Source organism: Corynebacterium sp. LK26, from assembly GCF_014335085.1.
Taxonomy (GTDB): domain Bacteria; phylum Actinomycetota; class Actinomycetes; order Mycobacteriales; family Mycobacteriaceae; genus Corynebacterium; species Corynebacterium jeikeium_D.
Genome location: NZ_PDHB01000017.1, coordinates 44,430 through 62,661, shown reverse-complemented (window position 1 = coordinate 62,661; position 18,232 = coordinate 44,430). Strand labels below are relative to the sequence as shown.

The window sequence follows — 18,232 nt, the reverse complement described above, 5'->3', positions numbered from 1 at the left end:
TGACGACGGCTACCGCGTCGCCCTCGGCATTCCTTCCGCAAAGCCCGCAGCGGATTGAATTCCCACCACTGCCCGCTCAGCGAACTGCTCGATGGTGGCCGAACCCGCGTATGTGAACGAAGAACGTACGCCCGAGATAATGCGATCGATCTGGTCCTCCACGCCTTCGCGGCCTGGCTCCAGGTAGATTTTCGCAGTCGAGATGCCCTCTTCGAACATCTCGCGCCGGGCCTTCTCAAAGGCCTCTACCTGTGCATTTCGGCTCTCCACCGCACGGTGTGAAGCCATGCCAAAGGACTCCTTGAACATGCGCCCGTCGACGTCCTTTTGGACATCCCCTGGGGACTCGAAAGTACCGGCAAACCACGAGCCAATCATCACGTTGGACGCACCCGCAGCCAACGCAAGCGCAACATCGCGAGGATCCTTCACTCCACCATCAGCCCAGACATGCACGCCGCATTCACGGGCAGCTGCAGCGCATTCGAGCACGGCAGAAAACTGTGGACGCCCAACTCCGGTCTGCATTCGGGTTGTGCACATCGCACCCGGACCGACGCCGACCTTAATAATGTCGGCTCCCGCCTCCGCTAGGTCGCGAACACCATTGGCGGTCACGACATTGCCAGCGGCAATTGGCACAGGTGGGTTGAGCGCGCGGACTCGTCGTAAAGCACGGAGCATCGATTCCTGATGACCGTGGGCGGTATCGACAACGAGCACGTCGGCACCTGCGTCGAGCAGTGTCTTCGCGCGCCCTTCAACATCACCGTTGATGCCAAGCGCCGCACCGACGCGCAGCTTGCCCTCCGCGTCGACAGCCGGCTTGTAAAGCGTCGCCCGCAGCGCGCCTTTACGCGTGAGGATACCCACCAGCGCGCCATCGGCATCCACCACCGGAGCGAGTTTGCGCCCGGATGCGGTGAGCTGGTCGAAAGCGTCACGGGGCTCAATATCGGCCGGAAGCGTAAATAGCGAAGTGGACATGAGCGTCCCCACCTGCGCAAAGTTGTCAACGCCCGCCAGATCACGGCCGGTAATCAGACCAACCGGTTTGTTGTCTTCCACCACCACTGCCGCACCGTGCGCGCGCTTCGGCAGAAGATGGCGCGCATACCCCGCGGTGTGGTGAGGCTTGACGACGATTGGAGTGTCGAAAACCAACCCAGCGGACTTGACCTTGCGGATGGTCTCAGCAGCAATGTCAGCTGGGACGTCCTGCGGCAGGATGGCAATTCCGCCTCGGCGAGCGGTGGTTTCGGCCATCCGGCGACCGGAGATGGCCGTCATATTGGAGACGACAATCGGAATGGTTGTGCCGGTGCCATCATCGGTGGCTAAATCGACACCCATGCGAGAGCCGACGGATGACTTTGACGGCACCATGAAGACATCGCTGTAGGTCAACTCGTAGGGCGCGGACTGATTGTTGAGGAATTTCACACACCCCAGGATATGCCGATTTTTCCGGCGCGCACGGTGAGAGTGCACAGAGGTGAGCATCAGTGGCTGACCTCGCCTGGTGTAGGTTCGAACGGGACTCCATTGACTCAACCGGGATTTTTCAGCCCAGGAAAGATGCTTAGCAGAATCTGATGAAAACGCCGATCAAAGATTACTTGTCCGAAATCGTCGAATCCGTCCGCCCCGATGAGTCTGGCGAGGTAGCGGACTATATTCCCACCCTTGCCCAAGCTAATCCCGACCGCCTCGCGCTTGCTATGACCACCGTGTCAGGGCGCACCTATACCGCTGGCGACACCGATACTGAATTCACCATTCAGTCGATGTCCAAGCCCTTCGCTTATGCCGCAGCCATCACCGAGCACGGCACAGACAAAATCGACAGCATTGTGGGCACCGAACCTTCCGGTGAGGCTTTCAACGAGCTGTCGCTGGAGCAGGGCACGCACCGACCAAAAAATCCGATGATTAATGTCGGCGCACTGGCCATCAACCAGTTCGTATGCCAGCCAGGTGCCAACTGGAAGACTCGCACGAAGCACATGGTGGAGCTTCTCTCGACTTTGGCTGGCCGTAAGCTTCGCGTTGACTACGATGCCTATGAATGCGAAATGGACACTGCCCATCGAAACATGTCCATCGCACATATGCTGGCAGCTTACGGTTTCATCGAAACCACGCCCCACGATGCTGTCCGCGGCTACACCGCACAGTGCTCCGTGCTGGTCAACACTCGCGATGTCGCCATGATGACCGCAGTGTTGGCCAACGGTGGCGTTAACCCGGTTACCAATCAGACTGTGCTCGGCCGCTCGGTTGTTCGCAGAGTCTTGTCCGTGATGGCTATTGCCGGCATGTACGACGAGGCCGGTGAATGGTTTACCGACGTCGGGATTCCCGCCAAGAGCGGTGTCGCCGGCGGCTTGCTGGGAGCGCTGCCTGGACAGGCGGGGCTCGCAGCCTTTTCGCCGCGATTGAACGACCACGGCAATAGCGTCCGCAGCATTGCCATCTTCCGGAAGCTCTCCGAAGATTTGGGTCTTCATCTCATGGATGCCGATGCGATTGGTTCGCGTGCGCTGCGCGGTACACGCGTCAGCAATGGCCGCTCGATCATCGAGATTCAGGGCCCCGTCAACTTCACTGCGGCCGAGATTGTTCTCAACAGGTTGGCGACTTCCACACCGTCGGAAAGCGAAGTTGTCTTCGACGTCAGCCGCGTTGGCATTGTCAACCCGGTGGGACGCACGTTGATTCTGGAAGCGATGCGACGTCTGAGCCACGAGGGCAAGGAGATCTTGTTCTACGACCCGGAGGGCGTACTGCCGAACCCAGATATGGGAGAGGGGCTGCTGCCGGTCATCCTCCAAGATGCGCCGTAAACTACGCTAACCGAAATCCAATATGGTGACGTTCGGGTAGTCTTGAACGATCGTAACGCTCGAAAGGCAGCAGCGCGAGAACAACCGGAGGGATGTAAATGCAGGTCAGCGATGTGGCATTAGTCTTCGAGGGCGGAGGGACTCGCAATAGTTACACGGCACCTTTCGTCGAGCGGCTACTTCGCGAGAGCATCGATGTCGGCTGGGTCGGTGGCGTAAGCGCCGGCGCCTCTCACGTGGTCAATTACCTTTCCCGGGATATCCAGCGCTCTATAATTAGCTTCACTGACTTCATCGCACAGCCGAACAGCAGTGGCTGGCGCCCAATGTTGCGCGGGCGGGGCTATTTCGATGCCGAGTACATCTACGAAGACGCGGGACTTCCCGACGGCGCCATGCCCCTGGATTACGAGACTTTTAAGAACAATCCAACTCCCTACCGGATTTCTGCTGTCCGAGCGGATACGGGCGAGACCATCAACTGGGGGCCGGACGATATCCCAGATCTACCTACGCTGATGAAGTACACTCGCGCCAGTTCGACGATTCCGGGTGTCATGCGTATGCCCTATATTGATGGCGTTCCGTTCGTCGACGGTGCACTGGGATCATCAGGTGGCATTCCCATTAATGCCGCCGAAGCAGATGGTTTCAAGAAGTTCCTCATCGTCCTGACTCGCCCGAAAGGATTCCGTCGCACCGCCCCTAAGCGCCCACAGCTACTGCGCCAGATTTTCCGCAGTAACCCGGTGGTGGCTGAGCTGCTTATCACTAGACACGAGCGCTACAACGCTTCTCTCGATTGGGCTGCTGAGCTTGAACGAAAAGGCCAAGCATATGTTTTCTACGCCAATAACATGAGCATCACAAAGGCGGAGCGGAGGCGGTCGAAGCTGCTGCACAACTACGAGCTCGGCCGGGCGCAAGCCGATGCCGAATGGCCAGCAATTCGAGAGTTCATGGGCTTATAACTCCCGCCACCTTTAGGAAGCTTTTCGTTCATTCCTCTTTACTGTGTACGTAACCTTGTGTTAACCTTTGCGTAGCGAACAACCTCGTTAGGTAAGGCTCCTATATCCACATAGGCCGCTGCCCTGCACTTTATCGAGAGTTTCGAAAGACTCTCGAAGCAAGGGTCCATCTCAAGTGGCCACCTTTAGTTACGGCATTACATTGCCAACACTCTTAGGCGGGGAGCCATAATTTTTCAATCAACAGAAATTCCCTCCTAGCAAAGGAGCTGGGATACCTGGAAAAGGATCCACAATGACACAGACACAGAACACCATCGCCAACTTCTTCAAGCCGAAGTCTTCAATCAGCCCGTACAGCCTCCTGCCTGACACCGTAAGCATGCACATGACGGATTCTTACATTGCGCTGCCGGAGGACATCACGGTCGGTGAGGCACTGAGCACCTACGCAGCCGAATTTGCTGGTCTCGATGACGATACCTGTGTCTTCCTCGTCGACGATGAAGGCTACCTGACCAGCGATATTACGCTGAAGGAACTCCGTGAGTACGCCGACCGCGATGCCTACATGAACACCGTCGGCGCCCCGGTGAAGGTCTTTGTCAAGCCCGAGGATCCAGCTGCAATCAGGGCTCGCCAGCTTATTGACGGGCCGCTCAGCGAGCTGCCCGTCGTCCGCAGCGGCAAGCTGGTAGGTGTCCTCACCGACCGCATCTCTGAGCGCATTCTTGGCAGGACAAAGGCAGCTAAGAAGTCAAAGAAGTCCAAGGGATTCTTCTCGCCGATTACCGCGTTTTTCGGCGCCGCCAATAACTAGGGCGACTAACTTGGGTAGACGACCCGAGTAACTCAATAGGCCAGCTAGCGTTTGCTAGCTGGCCTATTGTTGTTACCACACTGTTCTATCCCCACAGATGAGAGCCCTCAGGAGGCAACCGTGATACGAGACTGGATTCGGGTAGCCCTGGGCATGTTCGCGGTTGCGTTTGGAGCCAACCTCTTCGCACCACTCCTGCCCGCGTATCGAATAACCGATGCTCTCAACCAGTCCCAGGTCACCTTTCTCTTCGCCATCTACGTCGCAGGACTCATCCCCGCGCTACTCATCTGCGGCCCACTTTCCGACCGGCTCGGCCGTCGCGCCATCATCCGGCCTGCACTCATAACCTCTGCCGTTGGCTCAGCCGTCCTACTCACCGGCATCTGGTTCCACTTCCCATCACTTCTGGTAGGACGTCTTATCATCGGCATTTCGATGGGCATGGTAATGGCCGCCGGTGCCTCGTGGATCAAAGAAATTGCGCCCGTCGCACCTCAAATTTCTGCCCGGCGCGCAACCGTTGCACTCTCCGCTGGATTCTCCCTCGGCCCACTGGCTTCAGGGCTGGTCGCGGAGTTTGCTCCCCGCCCCGACGTCATCCCCTATCTTGTTCATCTCGCACTGCTGCTTTTTATCGCACCACCGACATGGAACGCCTCCGGCGGATTACCGGCGGCAGGGCACAGCGACTCTCCGCAACGGTTCTTCTCCTCCGCCACTCTAAGCCCGAGGTTCCTGTGGGCAGTCGCCGCTTGGGCACCGTGGGTCTTCGGTGCTGCATGCACATCCTTCGTCGTCCTGCCGACAATCGCCGAATCCCGCTACCCCATCGCCTTCGCAGGACTCATCGCCTGCCTTACGATGGGCACCGGTGTTCTGGTGCAACCACTGGTCACTCGCATCAGTTCCAGCAGCTTTATCCCGCCAGCTATTTTCGGTCTTGGCTTAACGACGGTCGGAATGCTGCTCAGCCTCATCGTCGCACTCACCCAGAATGTGTGGAGCGTTTTCCCCGCTGCCCTGGCTCTCGGTGCCGCGTACGGCGTGATGATGGTCTCCGGCCTCCGCGAAGTGCAAATTATCGCACCGCCAGCCGAGTTGGGTGCTGCCACCGCTATTTACTATTCGCTGACCTATGTTGGTTTCTTCGCCCCTTTTGTTATTTCTTTCGCAGCACCGAAATTCGGATTCGTGCCCGTTTTCATCTTCGGTGCGATTGTTGCGTTGGTATCCACGTATCCCGTGGCAAAGGTTGCACAGTCTGCGGTGAGGTCCGACGGAGCGTCGTAAAGCAGACGCGACTGAAATTCTTGTTTTTGGGAAGCGTGCCGAGGCGAGCTCTTGTATTCTTTCTTTCACAAAATATTGGCTCCGGCTCAGGACATCTGAGCAGGTTGCATAGGTTGTTGAAATTCAGCTCGATGGAATGAGGAATCATGAAGCAGCGCAGCTCTGGAATGTGGAAGAAAATTGCGACAACCGTCGTCGCAGGTTGTACAAGCGCCGCCCTGCTCACCGCATGCGGCTCGGGGGAAGAAAGCAGCAATGCCGGTGGCGAGGCAGGCAAAGAGTCGACCAGCAAGATGACGAAGGCAGACGGGTCAGCTCCAGCTGCAGCCGAAGATCAGCTCCTGCTCACTAATGAAGTTCAAGGTGTGGACTTCTCCGGAAACAAAATCACCGGGTTCAAAGATGCCATGGAGATGTTTTCGGAAGACTCAATGAAATTTGAACCGGCCGAATGCGCCACTTTCACCAACTCAACTGAGGAATTGGAGAATGCTGCCGGTGCTTACACGGACATTAAGGAAGAGAACGTCGCTGTCAGCGTCTCAGTATTGAAGAACACTGATGCGTACCAGAAGTACGAAGACAGCCTCGAAAAGTGCTCCGACGTGACAGCTACGATGGATGCTTCCGACATTCTGAAAGACTCCATGGAAGGTCAGGAGATTTCTCCTGAGATGCAGGACATGTTTAATGACATGGACATGACGACCACAATGAAACTGCACCGAGAAAAGTGGAAGCCAAATCTTTCCGTCAAGCCAGCTGAATTCACTGCACACGAGACCAGTGCGAACATCAACGCCGGTGGCACGGATACTACGGCCACCAGCTACGACATTGTCGGCATCGTCAACGGCGTAATGGTAATGGTGTCCGCCGCCCCGACTCCGGATGCATCAGCTGGCAACATGGAAAACACGACGGATCCCATGCAGATTCCAGAGGCGACCCCAGAGTCCAAGGAAGCGGCAAAGAAGCGCGCCTTGGAGGTCTTCGATGCCCAGGCAAAGAAGATTATGGATGCCGCTTAGTTTTTCTTCTTAGGCTACTGTTTTCTGAAACCACAGTTTTTGTGAAGTAGCGGGGACGTAATCGCTGAGGCACAGCAGCACACAAGTACTGGAGTCTCCCTAGAACTCCGTTAATTCCTGCACTTTGGGACTCCAGAACGCAGCGCGTGGTGCACTAAGAGTTTTGAAGTGCGGGCTTGTTAGTTCATCAAGAGCCCGGACGTAACCGGGAACCATATCCCGCGGGATTCGCAGCCCCATAGTCAGGTGCGGAATCCAGCGGGAGCCGCGACCTTCAGGGTTAAGACGACTGATCTCGCGAGCAGCTTCTTCCAGCTCATCGCTTGTTTCTAATAACCATGCGACAGTCTGTTTACTCTTTGTCCCGAACACCACCGTTCCTACCCTGCGAAATTCCGCAGGCATCAGCGGTGGGAGAATTTCGGCTGCTCGTTGGATTACCTCCGGGCTCATGGTCGGTGCGAAAGTAACGGTGATGTGGGGCTTTTGATTCTGCTGCGGGAATCCACGCTCTGCCAGTTGCACAAAGATCTCTTTAATCTGCGCCTCTTGCTCAGGCAGAAGGTACATCAGGATGTTGTCGGGTGACACCATGTGACGTTTACTCCTCCCCTATTGCTGTCGGTCGACACGTTTGAAGCACTTTCCAAGGGCGCCGTTACTAAAGCTCCTCACCTAAGGCACTTAGGACCTTGCACCCCAGAGCATAGCGTAGGGATTTTCCACAATTTATAACCTACCTATAGACATTTCTAGCCTCTTATTATTTCTCCTGGTAATAACTACTTTTATTGGGATAATGGAGATGGATAAGCTTCCTGAAAGCTTTCTAGACCATCTTCAAAGACAGTGTGGAGTGACGGCCAATTCTCCGCACTGCACAAATACCGACACGGCTGGAAAGGTAAGTAAAGACATGGCACCGAAACCTAAAAAGATTACGCCCCCGAAGAATCAAAAGCTGGTGAAGAGCAAGGCAAGCTTCAACCGCGATGAGCTCGCGGATCTACTGGAGACGCTGGCAGCTCGCATCCGCGCCGGGGAAATGACTCTCGGCACTGGCGAGTCCGCGGTGACGATGACCATGCCGACATCGTTTAATACCACGATGGAAGTCGTCGATTCTCGAAAGCGTGCTGGCATCGAGCGCGAGCTGGAGCTGGAAATTGACTGGATGGTCGACGAGGCTGGCGAGCCCGTTGAAAAACCTGGACCAGCATCTGGCTTCGCAATCTCCTAGCGGGCTTGTTGCTGTCCGGTTTGTTCCGCGCAGCACAGTAACCTGCATCGAAGGCGGCGTTCCACTGTTTGTACTGGTCGCCGAAACAACTCACTACCGCTCGCCATTTCCGCAGGTCACAGTAAACAGACCTGAGTCGTTTTGGTCGGTTTTGCGTCCTTTGGCTGTCATTTACCGCTGCGGCACTGGCCGACAAGCAAGCCGTCGTCAAGCAACACCCAATTACACCCGTCAGGCACCCACGCCTCCCCACATCGCATGAGGTGACGCTAACCTAATTCAGGAAAATTCGCGACGAAGGGAACGCGCATGGCCAAGGGCAAGAAAGGCGACAAGGGCAAGAAGAAGGACGCCGCCAAAGCCAAGAAGAAGGCTGCGGCAACGACCTCGCTACGCCTGCCCGAATACTCGAAGGCCGAGGCCAAAGCCGCGAAAAAGCTCGCCGGCAAGGACCCCTTTAAACTGGCTGCGATGACGCCGAAGAAGAAGTGCTGCAAATCCGGCATCCGCTGCCTGCGCTGCCCCGTGGTGCTACACAAGCTCAATCGCGAGATCAAAAACGGCGAAGTCGACCATGCCGCCCTGCTGCTCGTCGCCGCGAAAGCCCGAATCCGGTAGCCGGTCCTCGCCCCCCCAGCCCGCCGTCGGGCCCGTCCTATGAGCAGTGGTGTCGCGCACTGTATGGCACTGGTACCGATTCTCCCGGGCTGTCTGCTCTTCGGACACCGGCTCACACGCGTCACTCCAAGCACCGCGACAACGCTCCAGCGAACTCCCGCCAGGTCAGGAAGTTTTATTCCGTCGACATGAGGCCTCGGCCAGAACCGGGAATGCGGCCGTCGGAGGATGATACCTTGTGTATCCTTTGAGTGTCATTGAGCCCTGAAGGAGCAAGAAAGTAGCATGACCCGCCCCTCCTCCGCCGCCTCTACGGTGGGCTTCCAATCTCGTGCCCTGCGTTTCGCACCGCGCCGCTCGGACTGGTCCCGCGCGACGATTGGGCGCGACCTCTCGGCAGGCCTCATGGTGGCCCTCGTCGCACTCCCTCTCGCGCTCGGCTTCGGCGTTGCGTCCGGTGTCGGCGCGGCGGCCGGAATTACGACGGCCATCGTTGCGGGTATCCTGGCCGCGATCTTCGGCGGTAGTAACGTCCAAGTAAGCGGCCCGACCGGCGCAATGACCGTCGTGTTAATCCCCATCGTGGCCAACCATGGTGCCGATGGGGTTCTCGTCGTCGGCGTGCTGGCAGGGCTCATGCTGCTCGTACTGGCGTTCACCGGCGCTGGCCGCGCGATGAAGTACATGCCACTACCTGTCGTCGAAGGTTTCACCGCCGGTATTGCGTTAATCATCGGCTTACAACAGCTGCCTGCAGCACTTGGTGTTGACGTGGAGGGCGAGAAAGTCCTCGGGTTGGCGTGGGGCTCAATCAATGCTTGGTTAGATACTCCGGCATGGCAGGCGCCCGTGATGACCCTTGCAGTAGCGGCTGGAATCGTGCTTGCTGCGCGCGTCCGTAGTGGCTTCCCCGCGGCGCTAGTGTTGGTAGCTGCAGCAACGGCCATCAACATGCTGGCAGACAGCGGCCTGAAGACAATCGGCTACATCCCGTCGACATTGCCTGCTCCGCGCTGGCCAGAGATTCCGTGGGAGCACCTGGATTCCTTGCTGTTTGCAGCGGTCGCCGTCGCAGCTCTCGGTGCGCTGGAATCGTTGCTGTCTGCGACGGTTGCCGACGCAATGACTGTCGGCGACCGGCACGATCCCGACCGCGAACTCTTCGGGCAGGGCGTGGCCAACGTCGTCGCGCCCCTGTTCGGCGGGATTCCCGCAACCGCCGCGATTGCCCGAACTGCCGTCAACGTGCGTGCAGGCGCAGGCACACGCCTGGCAGCGGTGTTCCATTCGCTGCTCCTGCTCGTGGCCGTGCTCGTCGCGGCCCGGTGGGTGGGCGAGATTCCTCTCGCCGCGCTCGCCGGCGTGCTCATCGCCACTGCGATTCAGATGATCCACCCGCGGAACCTCCGCTCGGTGATACGCGCCACCAAGGGCGACGGGGCGACCCTGCTCATCACAGCTGCCGCCACCGTCGTGTTCGACCTTGTCGTCGCCGTACTCATCGGCCTTGTAATGGCGGGCTTCTTCGCACTGCGCGAGACCGCCCGCACTGCGGTGTTGGAAGCCGCCCCACTAGACGAGGGAGACCACCGCGACAAGGAACGCGAGCTCCTCGACGAGCACATCGCCGCCTTCCGTATGGAAGGCCCTCTCTTCTTTGGCGCAGCGCACGATTTCCTCCTCGAGCTCGCTGATGCCTCGTCGGTCAAGGTTGTCGTACTCCGCATGCGCTACGTCACGACGATCGATGCCACCGGCGCCCAGATGCTCGCCGACACAATCGGGCGCCTCGAACGCCGCGGTACCAGAGTCCTGCTCGCAGCCACGAAGCCCGAACATTTTCCGGTGTTGCGCGAACTCGGCGTATTCGACCAGCTTGCACACGAGAATCACGTCTTCGACAACACCCCTGACGCCATCGCCCACGCCCGACTGCATGCCTCACGCATTCAGCACGAAGAGTCTGATGGCACATCCGCAGCATCGCAGAGTCAATAGCTTGGCTGAGCCAGACAATGGTCACTCCGTCGCAGTCGACCCTGCAATCGTGGGTCCACGTCCCCATCGCGCGATGCTTGAAAAACCTTTACACGTTGCACTTAAACTCCACGACGTGTCGTTGCAAAGTCACCTTCTCATTCGTGAAGCCGATGTGGGTGTAACCGCTTGGCGCGTAGCATTGGCGACATGCGCATTTTCACCGTGGGCCACTCCAACCTCGAGTTCGAGGACTTCGCTGAAATGATCAAAGCTGCCGGTGTGGCATCCATCGTGGATGTGCGCAAGCTGCCCGGATCCAGGAAGTACCCGTGGTTCAACGGCGACTACCTTGCCGAACACCTTCCTACATGTGGCATCACTTACAGCAGAAGCGAGGGCCTCACCGGGCGGCGCAACGTGTCCCACTCGGTGCCGTTTGAGGTTAACGGCAACTGGCGTAACCGCAGCTTCCACAATTACGCCGACCATGCGCTGGGCGAGGAGTTCTCCGACGCAATCTCGCAGCTACGGGCGAACGCCGCGGAAACCCCCACCGCAATCATGTGCGCCGAGGCGGTGTGGTGGCGCTGCCACCGGCGTATCATCGCCGACCACCTCATCGCCCACGGTGACGAGGTTGGCCACATTATGGGTCTGGGTGCAGCCGGGGCGAAGGTGAGCGAGGCAACGCTCAACGACGGCGCAGTCATCGGCAACGATCTCCTCGTGCGCTACCCCGAGCGGGGCTAGCGCGTACACCAGAGGCCAGTGGGTGCGGAAACTCGGACTACGACCCAGTGAGCCACGGCATCCTCCTCGGCCTGACCTAAGGCGCGACTTACGCCTTGTATTCATGGAGCGCCCACCACCTTATGAGCAGCAGCATCGGAGGCACACCAGCGGATAGCACGCTCAAACGAGCTTTAGGTTAGGAAATCTGAACCGCGCAATCTAAGAAGAGCACCGGCAACCCCGGTAGTGTGCCCCAAAGCGTCGAATCGAAAAACGTACTACCGACTTGCCACGGCCCTAGACGTCGAGCTTGAACTCCACGGCATCTCGTTGCAAAGTTACCCCCTCTCGTTAACACCATCAAAAGGAGTGTTATCCAATGAAAGCGTTCGGCTTCTTAAGCTTCGGGCATTACGCCTTCGGCAGCTAGCGCGGGCCATCTGCAGAAAAGATCGCCAAGACTCATCTGGAGATCACCCAGGCTGCGGACGAAATCGGCGTGAACAACGCGTCCTTTCGTGTCCACCACTTCGCGCCGCAGGCCTCCGCCCCGATGCCGCTGCTGGGTGCTGTCGCGGCCACTACCAAACACATCGAGGTGGGCACCGGTGTCATCGACATGCGCTATGAAAACCCGCTCTACCTCGCCGAAGAGGCCGCGTCGCTGTACCAAATTTCCGGTGGCCGCGTGGCCCTGGGCATCTCGCGCGGCGCCCCCGAGGTGGCTGACCGCGGCTGGGAGGCCTTCGGCTACTGGGGTAAAGCGCCCAACGGCGCGGACGTGGCGCGAGCCCACCTCGAGGCGTTCATGGCTGCAGTGGACGGCAACGGATTCGCCACCGCCGCACCGCTGGACCGGCAGTACCCCAACATATTCCAACCCGGCTCCGCCCTGCCGGTCTTCCCCATGGCGCCCGAGCTGCGTAAGCATATTTTCTACGGCTCCGGCACCCACGCTTCTGCCGAGCAAACCGCCAAGGACGGGCTCAACCTGATGTCCTCCACCCTGGTCTCCGAGACCACCGCCGAGACTCTGGGCGAAATCCAGGCGGATCAGATCAGCCGCTATCGCGCCGCGTGGAAGAAGGCGGGCCACGATTGGACGCCGCGCGTGTCGGTGTCCCGCTCTATCTTCCCCATCGTCGACGGCGCGGACATGCAGTTGTTCGGCATGCAGGCCTCCGGCTCCGATCAGGTGGGCATGCTTCCCGACGTCGGCGCCTCCACCTTCGGCCGCACCTATGCCGCCGAGCCGGACAAACTCATTGAGCAGCTCAAAGCCGACGCCGCCGTCATGTCCGCCGACACCCTGCTCATCACCATCCCCACCGGGATGGCGTCGACGTCAACGTGAAGATCTTGGACAACTTCGCCACGCATGTCGCCCCCGCGTTGGGTTGGCAGCCGAATCACGAAGGCCCAGTTACCGGCTATCTCATCGACTAATTCCTGCAGTTCGCAAGCTCTTCGCTTCAATGTCAGTTCAGTGCGTGTTGAATAGTTCAGTAATTGCTGTATAGTTCAGTATATGCTGACTATTGCTTCACGCCTCGACGTCATGAACCGGCTCGGCCGGGCCATGGCGGATCCGACGCGCTCCAGAATCCTGATCACCCTACTCGACGGCCCGAGCTACCCGGCCGTGCTTTCGCGCGACCTGGACCTGACCCGCTCGAACGTCTCGAACCACCTGACCTGCTTGCGTGACTGCGGCATCGTCGTCGCCGAGCCGGAGGGCCGCAAGACACGCTACGAAATCGCCGATCCGCACCTCGCGACAGCGCTCAACGCACTAGTGAACGCGACGTTGGCTGTCGACGAAAACGCCCCGTGCATCGACCCTGAGTGCTCGGTGCCCGGCTGCGACGGAAAAGGAGCGGACGCATGAGTTCAGCATGTGGATGCGAACACGAACCAGCCACGGAGATCGAAGATCTCGATCGGCCATGGTGGAAGGACCCCGAGTTGCTACTGCCGATCTTCTCCGGCGTAGCCCTCTGCATAGGTCTGGCGCTGGACTGGTCCGGACTAGAGACACCCGCGACAGTTCTGTTCTGGATCGGCCTGCTGCTAGGGGCGTATACGTTCACGCCCGGCGCTATCCGGAACCTTGCCACGAAGCGCAAGCTCGGCATTGGTTTGCTGATGACGATCAGCGCGGTCGGCGCGGTAATCCTCGGTTACGTCGGAGAGGCGGCGGCGCTAGCGTTCCTGTACTCGATCGCCGAGGCACTGGAAGACAAGGCGATGGACCGGGCCCAGGGCGGACTGCGGGCACTGTTGAAATTGGTACCGCAGACCGCGACGGTGCTGCGCGACGGTACGACGGTCGAGGTCGCAGCGAAGGATCTCGTGGCTGGCGAGCTGATGCTCGTGCGCCCCGGAGAGCGGATCGCCACGGACGGCATCATTCGGTCTGGGCGCTCCAGCCTTGACACCTCAGCGATCACCGGAGAATCCATTCCGGAGGAGGTTGCGCCCGGCGACGAGGTGCCCGCGGGAGCAATCAACTCCGCCGGCGTGCTGGAGGTCGAGACGACCGCAGCTGGAACGGACAACTCGCTGACCACACTCGTGGACCTGGTCGAGCAGGCGCAGGCGGAAAAGGGCGACCGCGCCCGGATCGCCGACCGGATTGCCCAACCCCTAGTGCCCGGGGTGATGATCCTGGCGGTGCTGGTCGGCGTGATTGGCTCGCTGCTGGGCGACCCCGAGACGTGGATCACCCGCGCGTTGGTGGTCCTGGTCGCAGCATCGCCGTGTGCGCTGGCAATCTCGGTGCCGCTGACGGTCGTGGCCGCGATCGGCGCGGCCAGCCAGTTCGGCGTGGTCATCAAATCCGGCGCGGCGTTCGAGCGACTCGGCGGCATCCGCCACCTGGCGGTGGACAAGACCGGAACCCTTACCCGCAACCAGCCCGAGGTTACCGACGTGGTCCCGGCAGACGGATTCGATCGGGCTCAGGTGCTTGCTTTCGCGGCGGCAGTTGAGCAGCAATCGACGCACCCCCTCGCCGCTGCGATCGCGGCAGCGGGGCCCGAAGCGCCCGCTGCCTTGGACATCAGCGAGGAAGCCGGGCATGGCATCGGCGGCACCGTCGAAGGTCGACGGGTACTTGTGGGCAGTCCCCGGTGGATCGACGCCGGGCCACTGAAGGCAGACGTTGAGCGCATGGAGTCCGAGGGCCAGACCTGCGTCCTTGTCACCGTCGATGACGCTCTCGCCGGGGCGATCGGGGTCCGCGACGAGCTGCGGCCCGAGGTACCCGAAGCTGTGCAGACCCTGCACGCCAACGGCGTGGAAGTGAGCATGCTCACCGGCGATAACGCTCGCACCGCCCGGGCTCTGGCTGAAATCGCCCGAATCGACGATGTGCGCGCTGAGCTGCGCCCGGAGGACAAGGCAAGCATCGTCGCCGAGCTCTCCTCCAAGACGCCGACGGCGATGATTGGCGACGGCATCAACGACGCTCCTGCGCTGGCGGGCGCGACGGTGGGCATAGCAATGGGAGCGACCGGCTCTGATGCCGCAATCGAGTCCGCTGACGTCGCCTTCACCGGCCACGACCTCCGGTTGATCCCGCAGGCGCTGCAGCACGCCCGTCGAGGCAGCAGGATTATTAACCAGAACATCGTGCTGTCTCTGGCCATCATCATCGTGTTGATGCCGCTGGCGATCAGCGGCGTGCTGGGTCTGGCCGCCGTCGTATTGGTTCACGAGGTCGCTGAAGTTATCGTGATCTTGAACGGCCTGCGGGCTGCGCGAGCGAAGCGCTGAGGCGCACCTTCGCCCAGCGCGCTGGCTCTCCAGCGCGGATCTTTGAAGGATCGAGCTGCTCAGGGACCAAGCGTCGTCTCAAAACTTTTGATGCCGCGCTTCATCGACACGACCCGCGACTACCTAGGCAGCGTATTTAGCAAAAGGACCCGACACCTATCAGGGTTGCCGAACCGTCGCCGGTCCAGTTGCCGTAACCAACTAGATGGAGATTCTTCACCGCGGTTTCGCGGTCGCGCATGAGGTGGCGGAATGGGCCGAGGGCCGGACGGAAACCAGTGCACCAGATCAGATGGTCGTGGTCGAGCTCGCTCAAACTATCGAAGATGGGGGCAGCGGTGAGCTGGCCGGAATCGCGGAGCTCACGTAGATGAGGAAGCGCGAGAATGTCCCCGAGGTTCGGGCCGGAATCGCCACCGAGAATCCGGCGGCGGCTGCCCGCGTTAAACGTTGAATTTGAACTCGACCGAGTTTCAGTCGAAAGCTACCTGCCTTTTCGCACCATCAAGCGTGGTAAAATCCTCACCATGGAGCGCACGTATAAGTGGGAGCATGTCAAGACTCCCCTCATCCGGAACGAGGCCGCAGTTCATTTTTTAGGAGCCGGTTTGACCGCTTCCGGAGTGCAATACGGCGATGGATACAAGGCCACGTGGGAGCTGCGCGCCGCGGAGAACTGGGTGACCGAACGTGTGTCGGTGAACGTTGAAGGCGACGGATGGGGGCGAAGCCTCGAGCTGTTTAGGTCCGAGCAAGGCGTGTGGTCGGCGGAAACCAATGAAGAGGGCGCCCAGCCTGAAGATCTGCCCTCCCCCGGTATCGTCCAGTCAGCCGACCTGAAAGCCGCACTCGATTGCGATCTCGGTCTGTGCCCTCTCACCAACACAATGCCTATTCGTCGCTTGACGCTGCTTGAGACTCAGGTCCCGAAAACGCAGCTGATCATGGCTTGGATTGATATACCGTCCCTCCAGGTGATCGCATCAGACCAGTACTACAGCTCCGTCGATGCTGAAACTGTCCGATACAAAAGCGGAACACGGGGAGTCGACGTCGAGTTGGAGGTCGACGGTGACGGCGTGGTCGTACACTACCCTGATCTCGCACGGCGGGTCTGATCCGGAAACAACTCTAACTAAGCTGGGCGGTATGAACGACCTGACCATCGCGCCTGGCCCAGGGATCCCCGGGGGTCTGGTCATCGTCGCCGCCGACCTGACGGAGCGGTTCGCGAAGTCGTCGGGACCAGGCGGCCAAGGCGTCAATACTACGGACAGCAAAGTGCAGCTTTCCGTCGATATCGCTACGTGCTCATCGCTTTCCGACGCCCAGCGTCGCCGCGTCCTCCACAACCACGAGCACCGCCTAGACGGCACCGTCCTTACCGTTACCGCATCGACCCAGCGATTGCAGGTACGCAACCGCGCCGAGGCACGCGAACGCATGGCCGCCCTCTTGCGCGAGGCGCTCGCTCCGCCTCCTCCCCCGCGGCGCAGGACCAAGCCGACGCGGAGCTCGGTGCGACGCCGTCTCGAAGCGAAAAAGCGGCGCTCGGAACTCAAGTCCACGCGACGGCGGCCCCAAATTCCCTAGTTCGAACCATCCGCATGCATATCCTCACGCTGACGGACCTGGTTCGGGTAACCGCTACGCTGAGACAGCTTGGACCGGTTGAATCCGCTCGATTTCCGAGAGGATCTTGTCTTCCGCAACGTCCAAGTCATATTGAGTCTGTAACCCGAGCCAGAACTGGGGGCTCATTCCGAAGAACTTAGCCAAGCGAAGAGCAGTGTCCGCGGTTACAGCCCGCTTACCGTGAACAATTTCGTTGATCCGGCGGGGCGGAACGCCGATGGAGACTGCGAGCTTGTGCTGGGTGATCCCCATTTCCTTGAGAAAGTCCTCCATGAGGATCTCACCGGGGTGAACCGGAGGGAGCTTGTCAGTGGTAGTCAACGATCTCAACCTCCTCTGGCCCCGCGGCGGACCAACGAAAACAGATCCGCCACTGGTCGTTGATTCGAATGCTGAACTGACCCCGCCGATCACCTTTCAACGCCTCGAGCCGGTTTCCCGGGGGAATCCGTAACTCATCAAGAGTCTGCGTGTACCCAAGCTGGCGAAGCTTGCGCAGCGCTACTGAGTGAATGCGGGAATCGATCGAGCGAACTCGCTCTCGATTCCACAAACGCTCAGTGTCCTTGTCAGCGAACGACTGGATCATGCTTCACCCTATCCCCCATAACGCGAAGCGTCAATAACGCTACACGTTAAATTTGAACTCCACGGAGTGTCGGCGATAAATAACCATTTTATTCGCAAGTGCGGAAGTAGCAACGAAATACCGCTAAAACGGACAACATGGGGGTGCACAGAAATACATATAGGTTCTGCGGAAAACCTATAGGGATCGTCGCTATAAACCGCTGTGCGTGGAAAACATAAAGGGTTTACGGACCCGGTCCCAGCCCCCTCAATACTCTGAGCCGGGAGAATGGAAAATGGAAGTCGATGTATCCCCACTATTCATTTTTCCGTTCTTCGGAGTACACCGGGAGCTACTCCTTCGGACCAGCTCCGTGTGAACTAGATGAGAAAGCGCAGCAGCGAATCATCGACGCTGGACAGTTGGTACTGCGGGCCCGCGAGCGGCACCCCGAGGGGTCACTCGCGGAGCACTACAACCCGTTAGCGATGGACCAAACTCTGCTCAAGGCTCACGACGAAATGGACCGAGAAGTAAATAAAGCTTTCGGTGTGGCACGCAAACTCACCAACGAGCGCCAGCGCCAGGAGCTACTGTTCGCCAGCTACGGGGAGTTGTCGAGGGGCTAATCTCCTCGCTTCCATCAAAATCGAAACCACCAGCAGGGTCGTTCCCCGTGCGGGTAATTTTGATCGGCCCCGCTGCTGGGTATAGAACC

General features: G+C 59.4%; 19 protein-coding genes and 2 pseudogenes. 16 read left to right on the top strand and 5 right to left on the bottom strand.

All coding sequences use genetic code 11. The features are described 5' to 3' along the window. Window positions 1–9: 9 nt before the first annotated feature. The gene (locus CRD13_RS09440; protein ID WP_070438731.1) at window positions 10–1,443 is read right to left on the bottom strand and encodes a GuaB1 family IMP dehydrogenase-related protein; all 1,434 of its coding nucleotides are present in this window, start codon (window positions 1,441–1,443) and stop codon (window positions 10–12) included. Between the two features lie 152 nt (window positions 1,444–1,595). Between CRD13_RS09440 and CRD13_RS09435 the strand changes: the two genes are divergently transcribed. The 5 genes from CRD13_RS09435 to CRD13_RS09415 all read left to right on the top strand — a co-directional run bounded on the left by CRD13_RS09435 (window position 1,596) and on the right by CRD13_RS09415 (window position 6,961). Beyond that, on the top strand, window positions 1,596–2,846 hold the full coding sequence (locus tag CRD13_RS09435; RefSeq protein ID WP_070438734.1) for a glutaminase: 1,251 nt from the start codon (window positions 1,596–1,598) through the stop codon (window positions 2,844–2,846). Window positions 2,847–2,944: 98 nt separating this feature from the next. Beyond that, window positions 2,945–3,817 (top strand): patatin family protein, encoded by an 873-nt coding sequence (locus tag CRD13_RS09430; protein WP_049189375.1) that lies wholly within the window; start codon window positions 2,945–2,947, stop codon window positions 3,815–3,817. Window positions 3,818–4,112: 295 nt separating this feature from the next. Next, the gene (locus CRD13_RS09425) at window positions 4,113–4,637 is read left to right on the top strand and encodes a CBS domain-containing protein (protein WP_049189374.1); all 525 of its coding nucleotides are present in this window, start codon (window positions 4,113–4,115) and stop codon (window positions 4,635–4,637) included. A gap of 153 nt (window positions 4,638–4,790) precedes the next feature. Then, window positions 4,791–5,930 carry an MFS transporter gene (locus tag CRD13_RS09420; protein WP_255467840.1) on the top strand — a complete coding sequence of 380 codons (1,140 nt, stop codon included), beginning with the start codon at window positions 4,791–4,793 and terminating at the stop codon, window positions 5,928–5,930. 146 nt (window positions 5,931–6,076) lie between these two features. Continuing rightward, window positions 6,077–6,961, top strand: a complete 885-nt coding sequence (locus CRD13_RS09415; protein WP_187401553.1) for a hypothetical protein — start codon at window positions 6,077–6,079, stop codon at window positions 6,959–6,961. A gap of 99 nt (window positions 6,962–7,060) precedes the next feature. On the opposite strand, the gene CRD13_RS09410 is transcribed toward CRD13_RS09415, so the two are convergent. Further along, complete coding sequence (locus tag CRD13_RS09410; RefSeq protein WP_049189371.1) at window positions 7,061–7,555, bottom strand: 2'-5' RNA ligase family protein; 495 nt, start codon at window positions 7,553–7,555, stop codon at window positions 7,061–7,063. Between the two features lie 322 nt (window positions 7,556–7,877). On the opposite strand from CRD13_RS09410, the gene CRD13_RS11065 reads away from it, so the two are divergent. Next, window positions 7,878–8,201, top strand: a complete 324-nt coding sequence (locus CRD13_RS11065) for an amphi-Trp domain-containing protein (RefSeq protein WP_049189370.1) — start codon at window positions 7,878–7,880, stop codon at window positions 8,199–8,201. A 16-nt stretch (window positions 8,202–8,217) separates the two neighbouring features. On the opposite strand, the pseudogene CRD13_RS11060 reads toward CRD13_RS11065, so the two are convergent. Beyond that, window positions 8,218–8,316 (bottom strand): annotated as a pseudogene (locus tag CRD13_RS11060) (YtoQ family protein); the annotation flags it as partial. Between the two features lie 194 nt (window positions 8,317–8,510). Here CRD13_RS11060 and CRD13_RS09400 point away from each other — a divergent pair. The 9 genes and pseudogenes from CRD13_RS09400 (at window position 8,511) to arfB (ending at window position 16,901) form a co-directional block, all read left to right on the top strand. Then, window positions 8,511–8,819, top strand: a complete 309-nt coding sequence (locus CRD13_RS09400) for a hypothetical protein (RefSeq protein ID WP_005510705.1) — start codon at window positions 8,511–8,513, stop codon at window positions 8,817–8,819. A 285-nt stretch (window positions 8,820–9,104) separates the two neighbouring features. Then, window positions 9,105–10,817 carry a SulP family inorganic anion transporter gene (locus CRD13_RS09395; RefSeq protein ID WP_049189369.1) on the top strand — a complete coding sequence of 571 codons (1,713 nt, stop codon included), beginning with the start codon at window positions 9,105–9,107 and terminating at the stop codon, window positions 10,815–10,817. Between the two features lie 189 nt (window positions 10,818–11,006). Then, entirely contained in the window at window positions 11,007–11,549 is a 543-nt protein-coding gene (locus CRD13_RS09390; RefSeq protein ID WP_049171224.1) for a DUF488 family protein, read from the top strand. Between the two features lie 361 nt (window positions 11,550–11,910). Beyond that, window positions 11,911–12,977 (top strand): annotated as a pseudogene (locus CRD13_RS09385) (LLM class flavin-dependent oxidoreductase). 82 nt (window positions 12,978–13,059) lie between these two features. Beyond that, window positions 13,060–13,419, top strand: coding sequence for a helix-turn-helix transcriptional regulator (locus tag CRD13_RS09380; protein WP_012359887.1), 360 nt, complete (start codon window positions 13,060–13,062; stop codon window positions 13,417–13,419). Beyond that, window positions 13,416–15,308 (top strand): cation-translocating P-type ATPase, encoded by a 1,893-nt coding sequence (locus tag CRD13_RS09375; RefSeq protein WP_049189368.1) that lies wholly within the window; start codon window positions 13,416–13,418, stop codon window positions 15,306–15,308. Before CRD13_RS09380 ends, CRD13_RS09375 begins: the two co-directional genes overlap by 4 nt. A 205-nt stretch (window positions 15,309–15,513) precedes the next feature. Continuing rightward, window positions 15,514–15,678 (top strand): hypothetical protein, encoded by a 165-nt coding sequence (locus tag CRD13_RS09370; protein WP_160310014.1) that lies wholly within the window; start codon window positions 15,514–15,516, stop codon window positions 15,676–15,678. A 157-nt stretch (window positions 15,679–15,835) separates the two neighbouring features. Then, a complete protein-coding gene (locus CRD13_RS09365) occupies window positions 15,836–16,426 on the top strand; it encodes a putative glycolipid-binding domain-containing protein (RefSeq protein WP_180950653.1) in 591 nt (196 codons plus the stop codon). 31 nt (window positions 16,427–16,457) lie between these two features. Continuing rightward, the gene (gene arfB / locus CRD13_RS09360; protein WP_010187974.1) at window positions 16,458–16,901 is read left to right on the top strand and encodes an alternative ribosome rescue aminoacyl-tRNA hydrolase ArfB; all 444 of its coding nucleotides are present in this window, start codon (window positions 16,458–16,460) and stop codon (window positions 16,899–16,901) included. Between the two features lie 54 nt (window positions 16,902–16,955). On the opposite strand, the gene CRD13_RS09355 is transcribed toward arfB, so the two are convergent. Together CRD13_RS09355 and CRD13_RS09350 are read right to left on the bottom strand one after the other, a co-directional pair. Further along, window positions 16,956–17,216 (bottom strand): HigA family addiction module antitoxin, encoded by a 261-nt coding sequence (locus CRD13_RS09355; RefSeq protein WP_049189394.1) that lies wholly within the window; start codon window positions 17,214–17,216, stop codon window positions 16,956–16,958. 34 nt (window positions 17,217–17,250) lie between these two features. Continuing rightward, window positions 17,251–17,532, bottom strand: coding sequence for a type II toxin-antitoxin system RelE/ParE family toxin (locus CRD13_RS09350; protein ID WP_049189367.1), 282 nt, complete (start codon window positions 17,530–17,532; stop codon window positions 17,251–17,253). Between the two features lie 287 nt (window positions 17,533–17,819). On the opposite strand from CRD13_RS09350, the gene CRD13_RS11055 reads away from it, so the two are divergent. Next, on the top strand, window positions 17,820–18,143 hold the full coding sequence (locus CRD13_RS11055; RefSeq protein WP_049189366.1) for a type IIL restriction-modification enzyme MmeI: 324 nt from the start codon (window positions 17,820–17,822) through the stop codon (window positions 18,141–18,143). Window positions 18,144–18,232 lie beyond the last annotated feature (89 nt).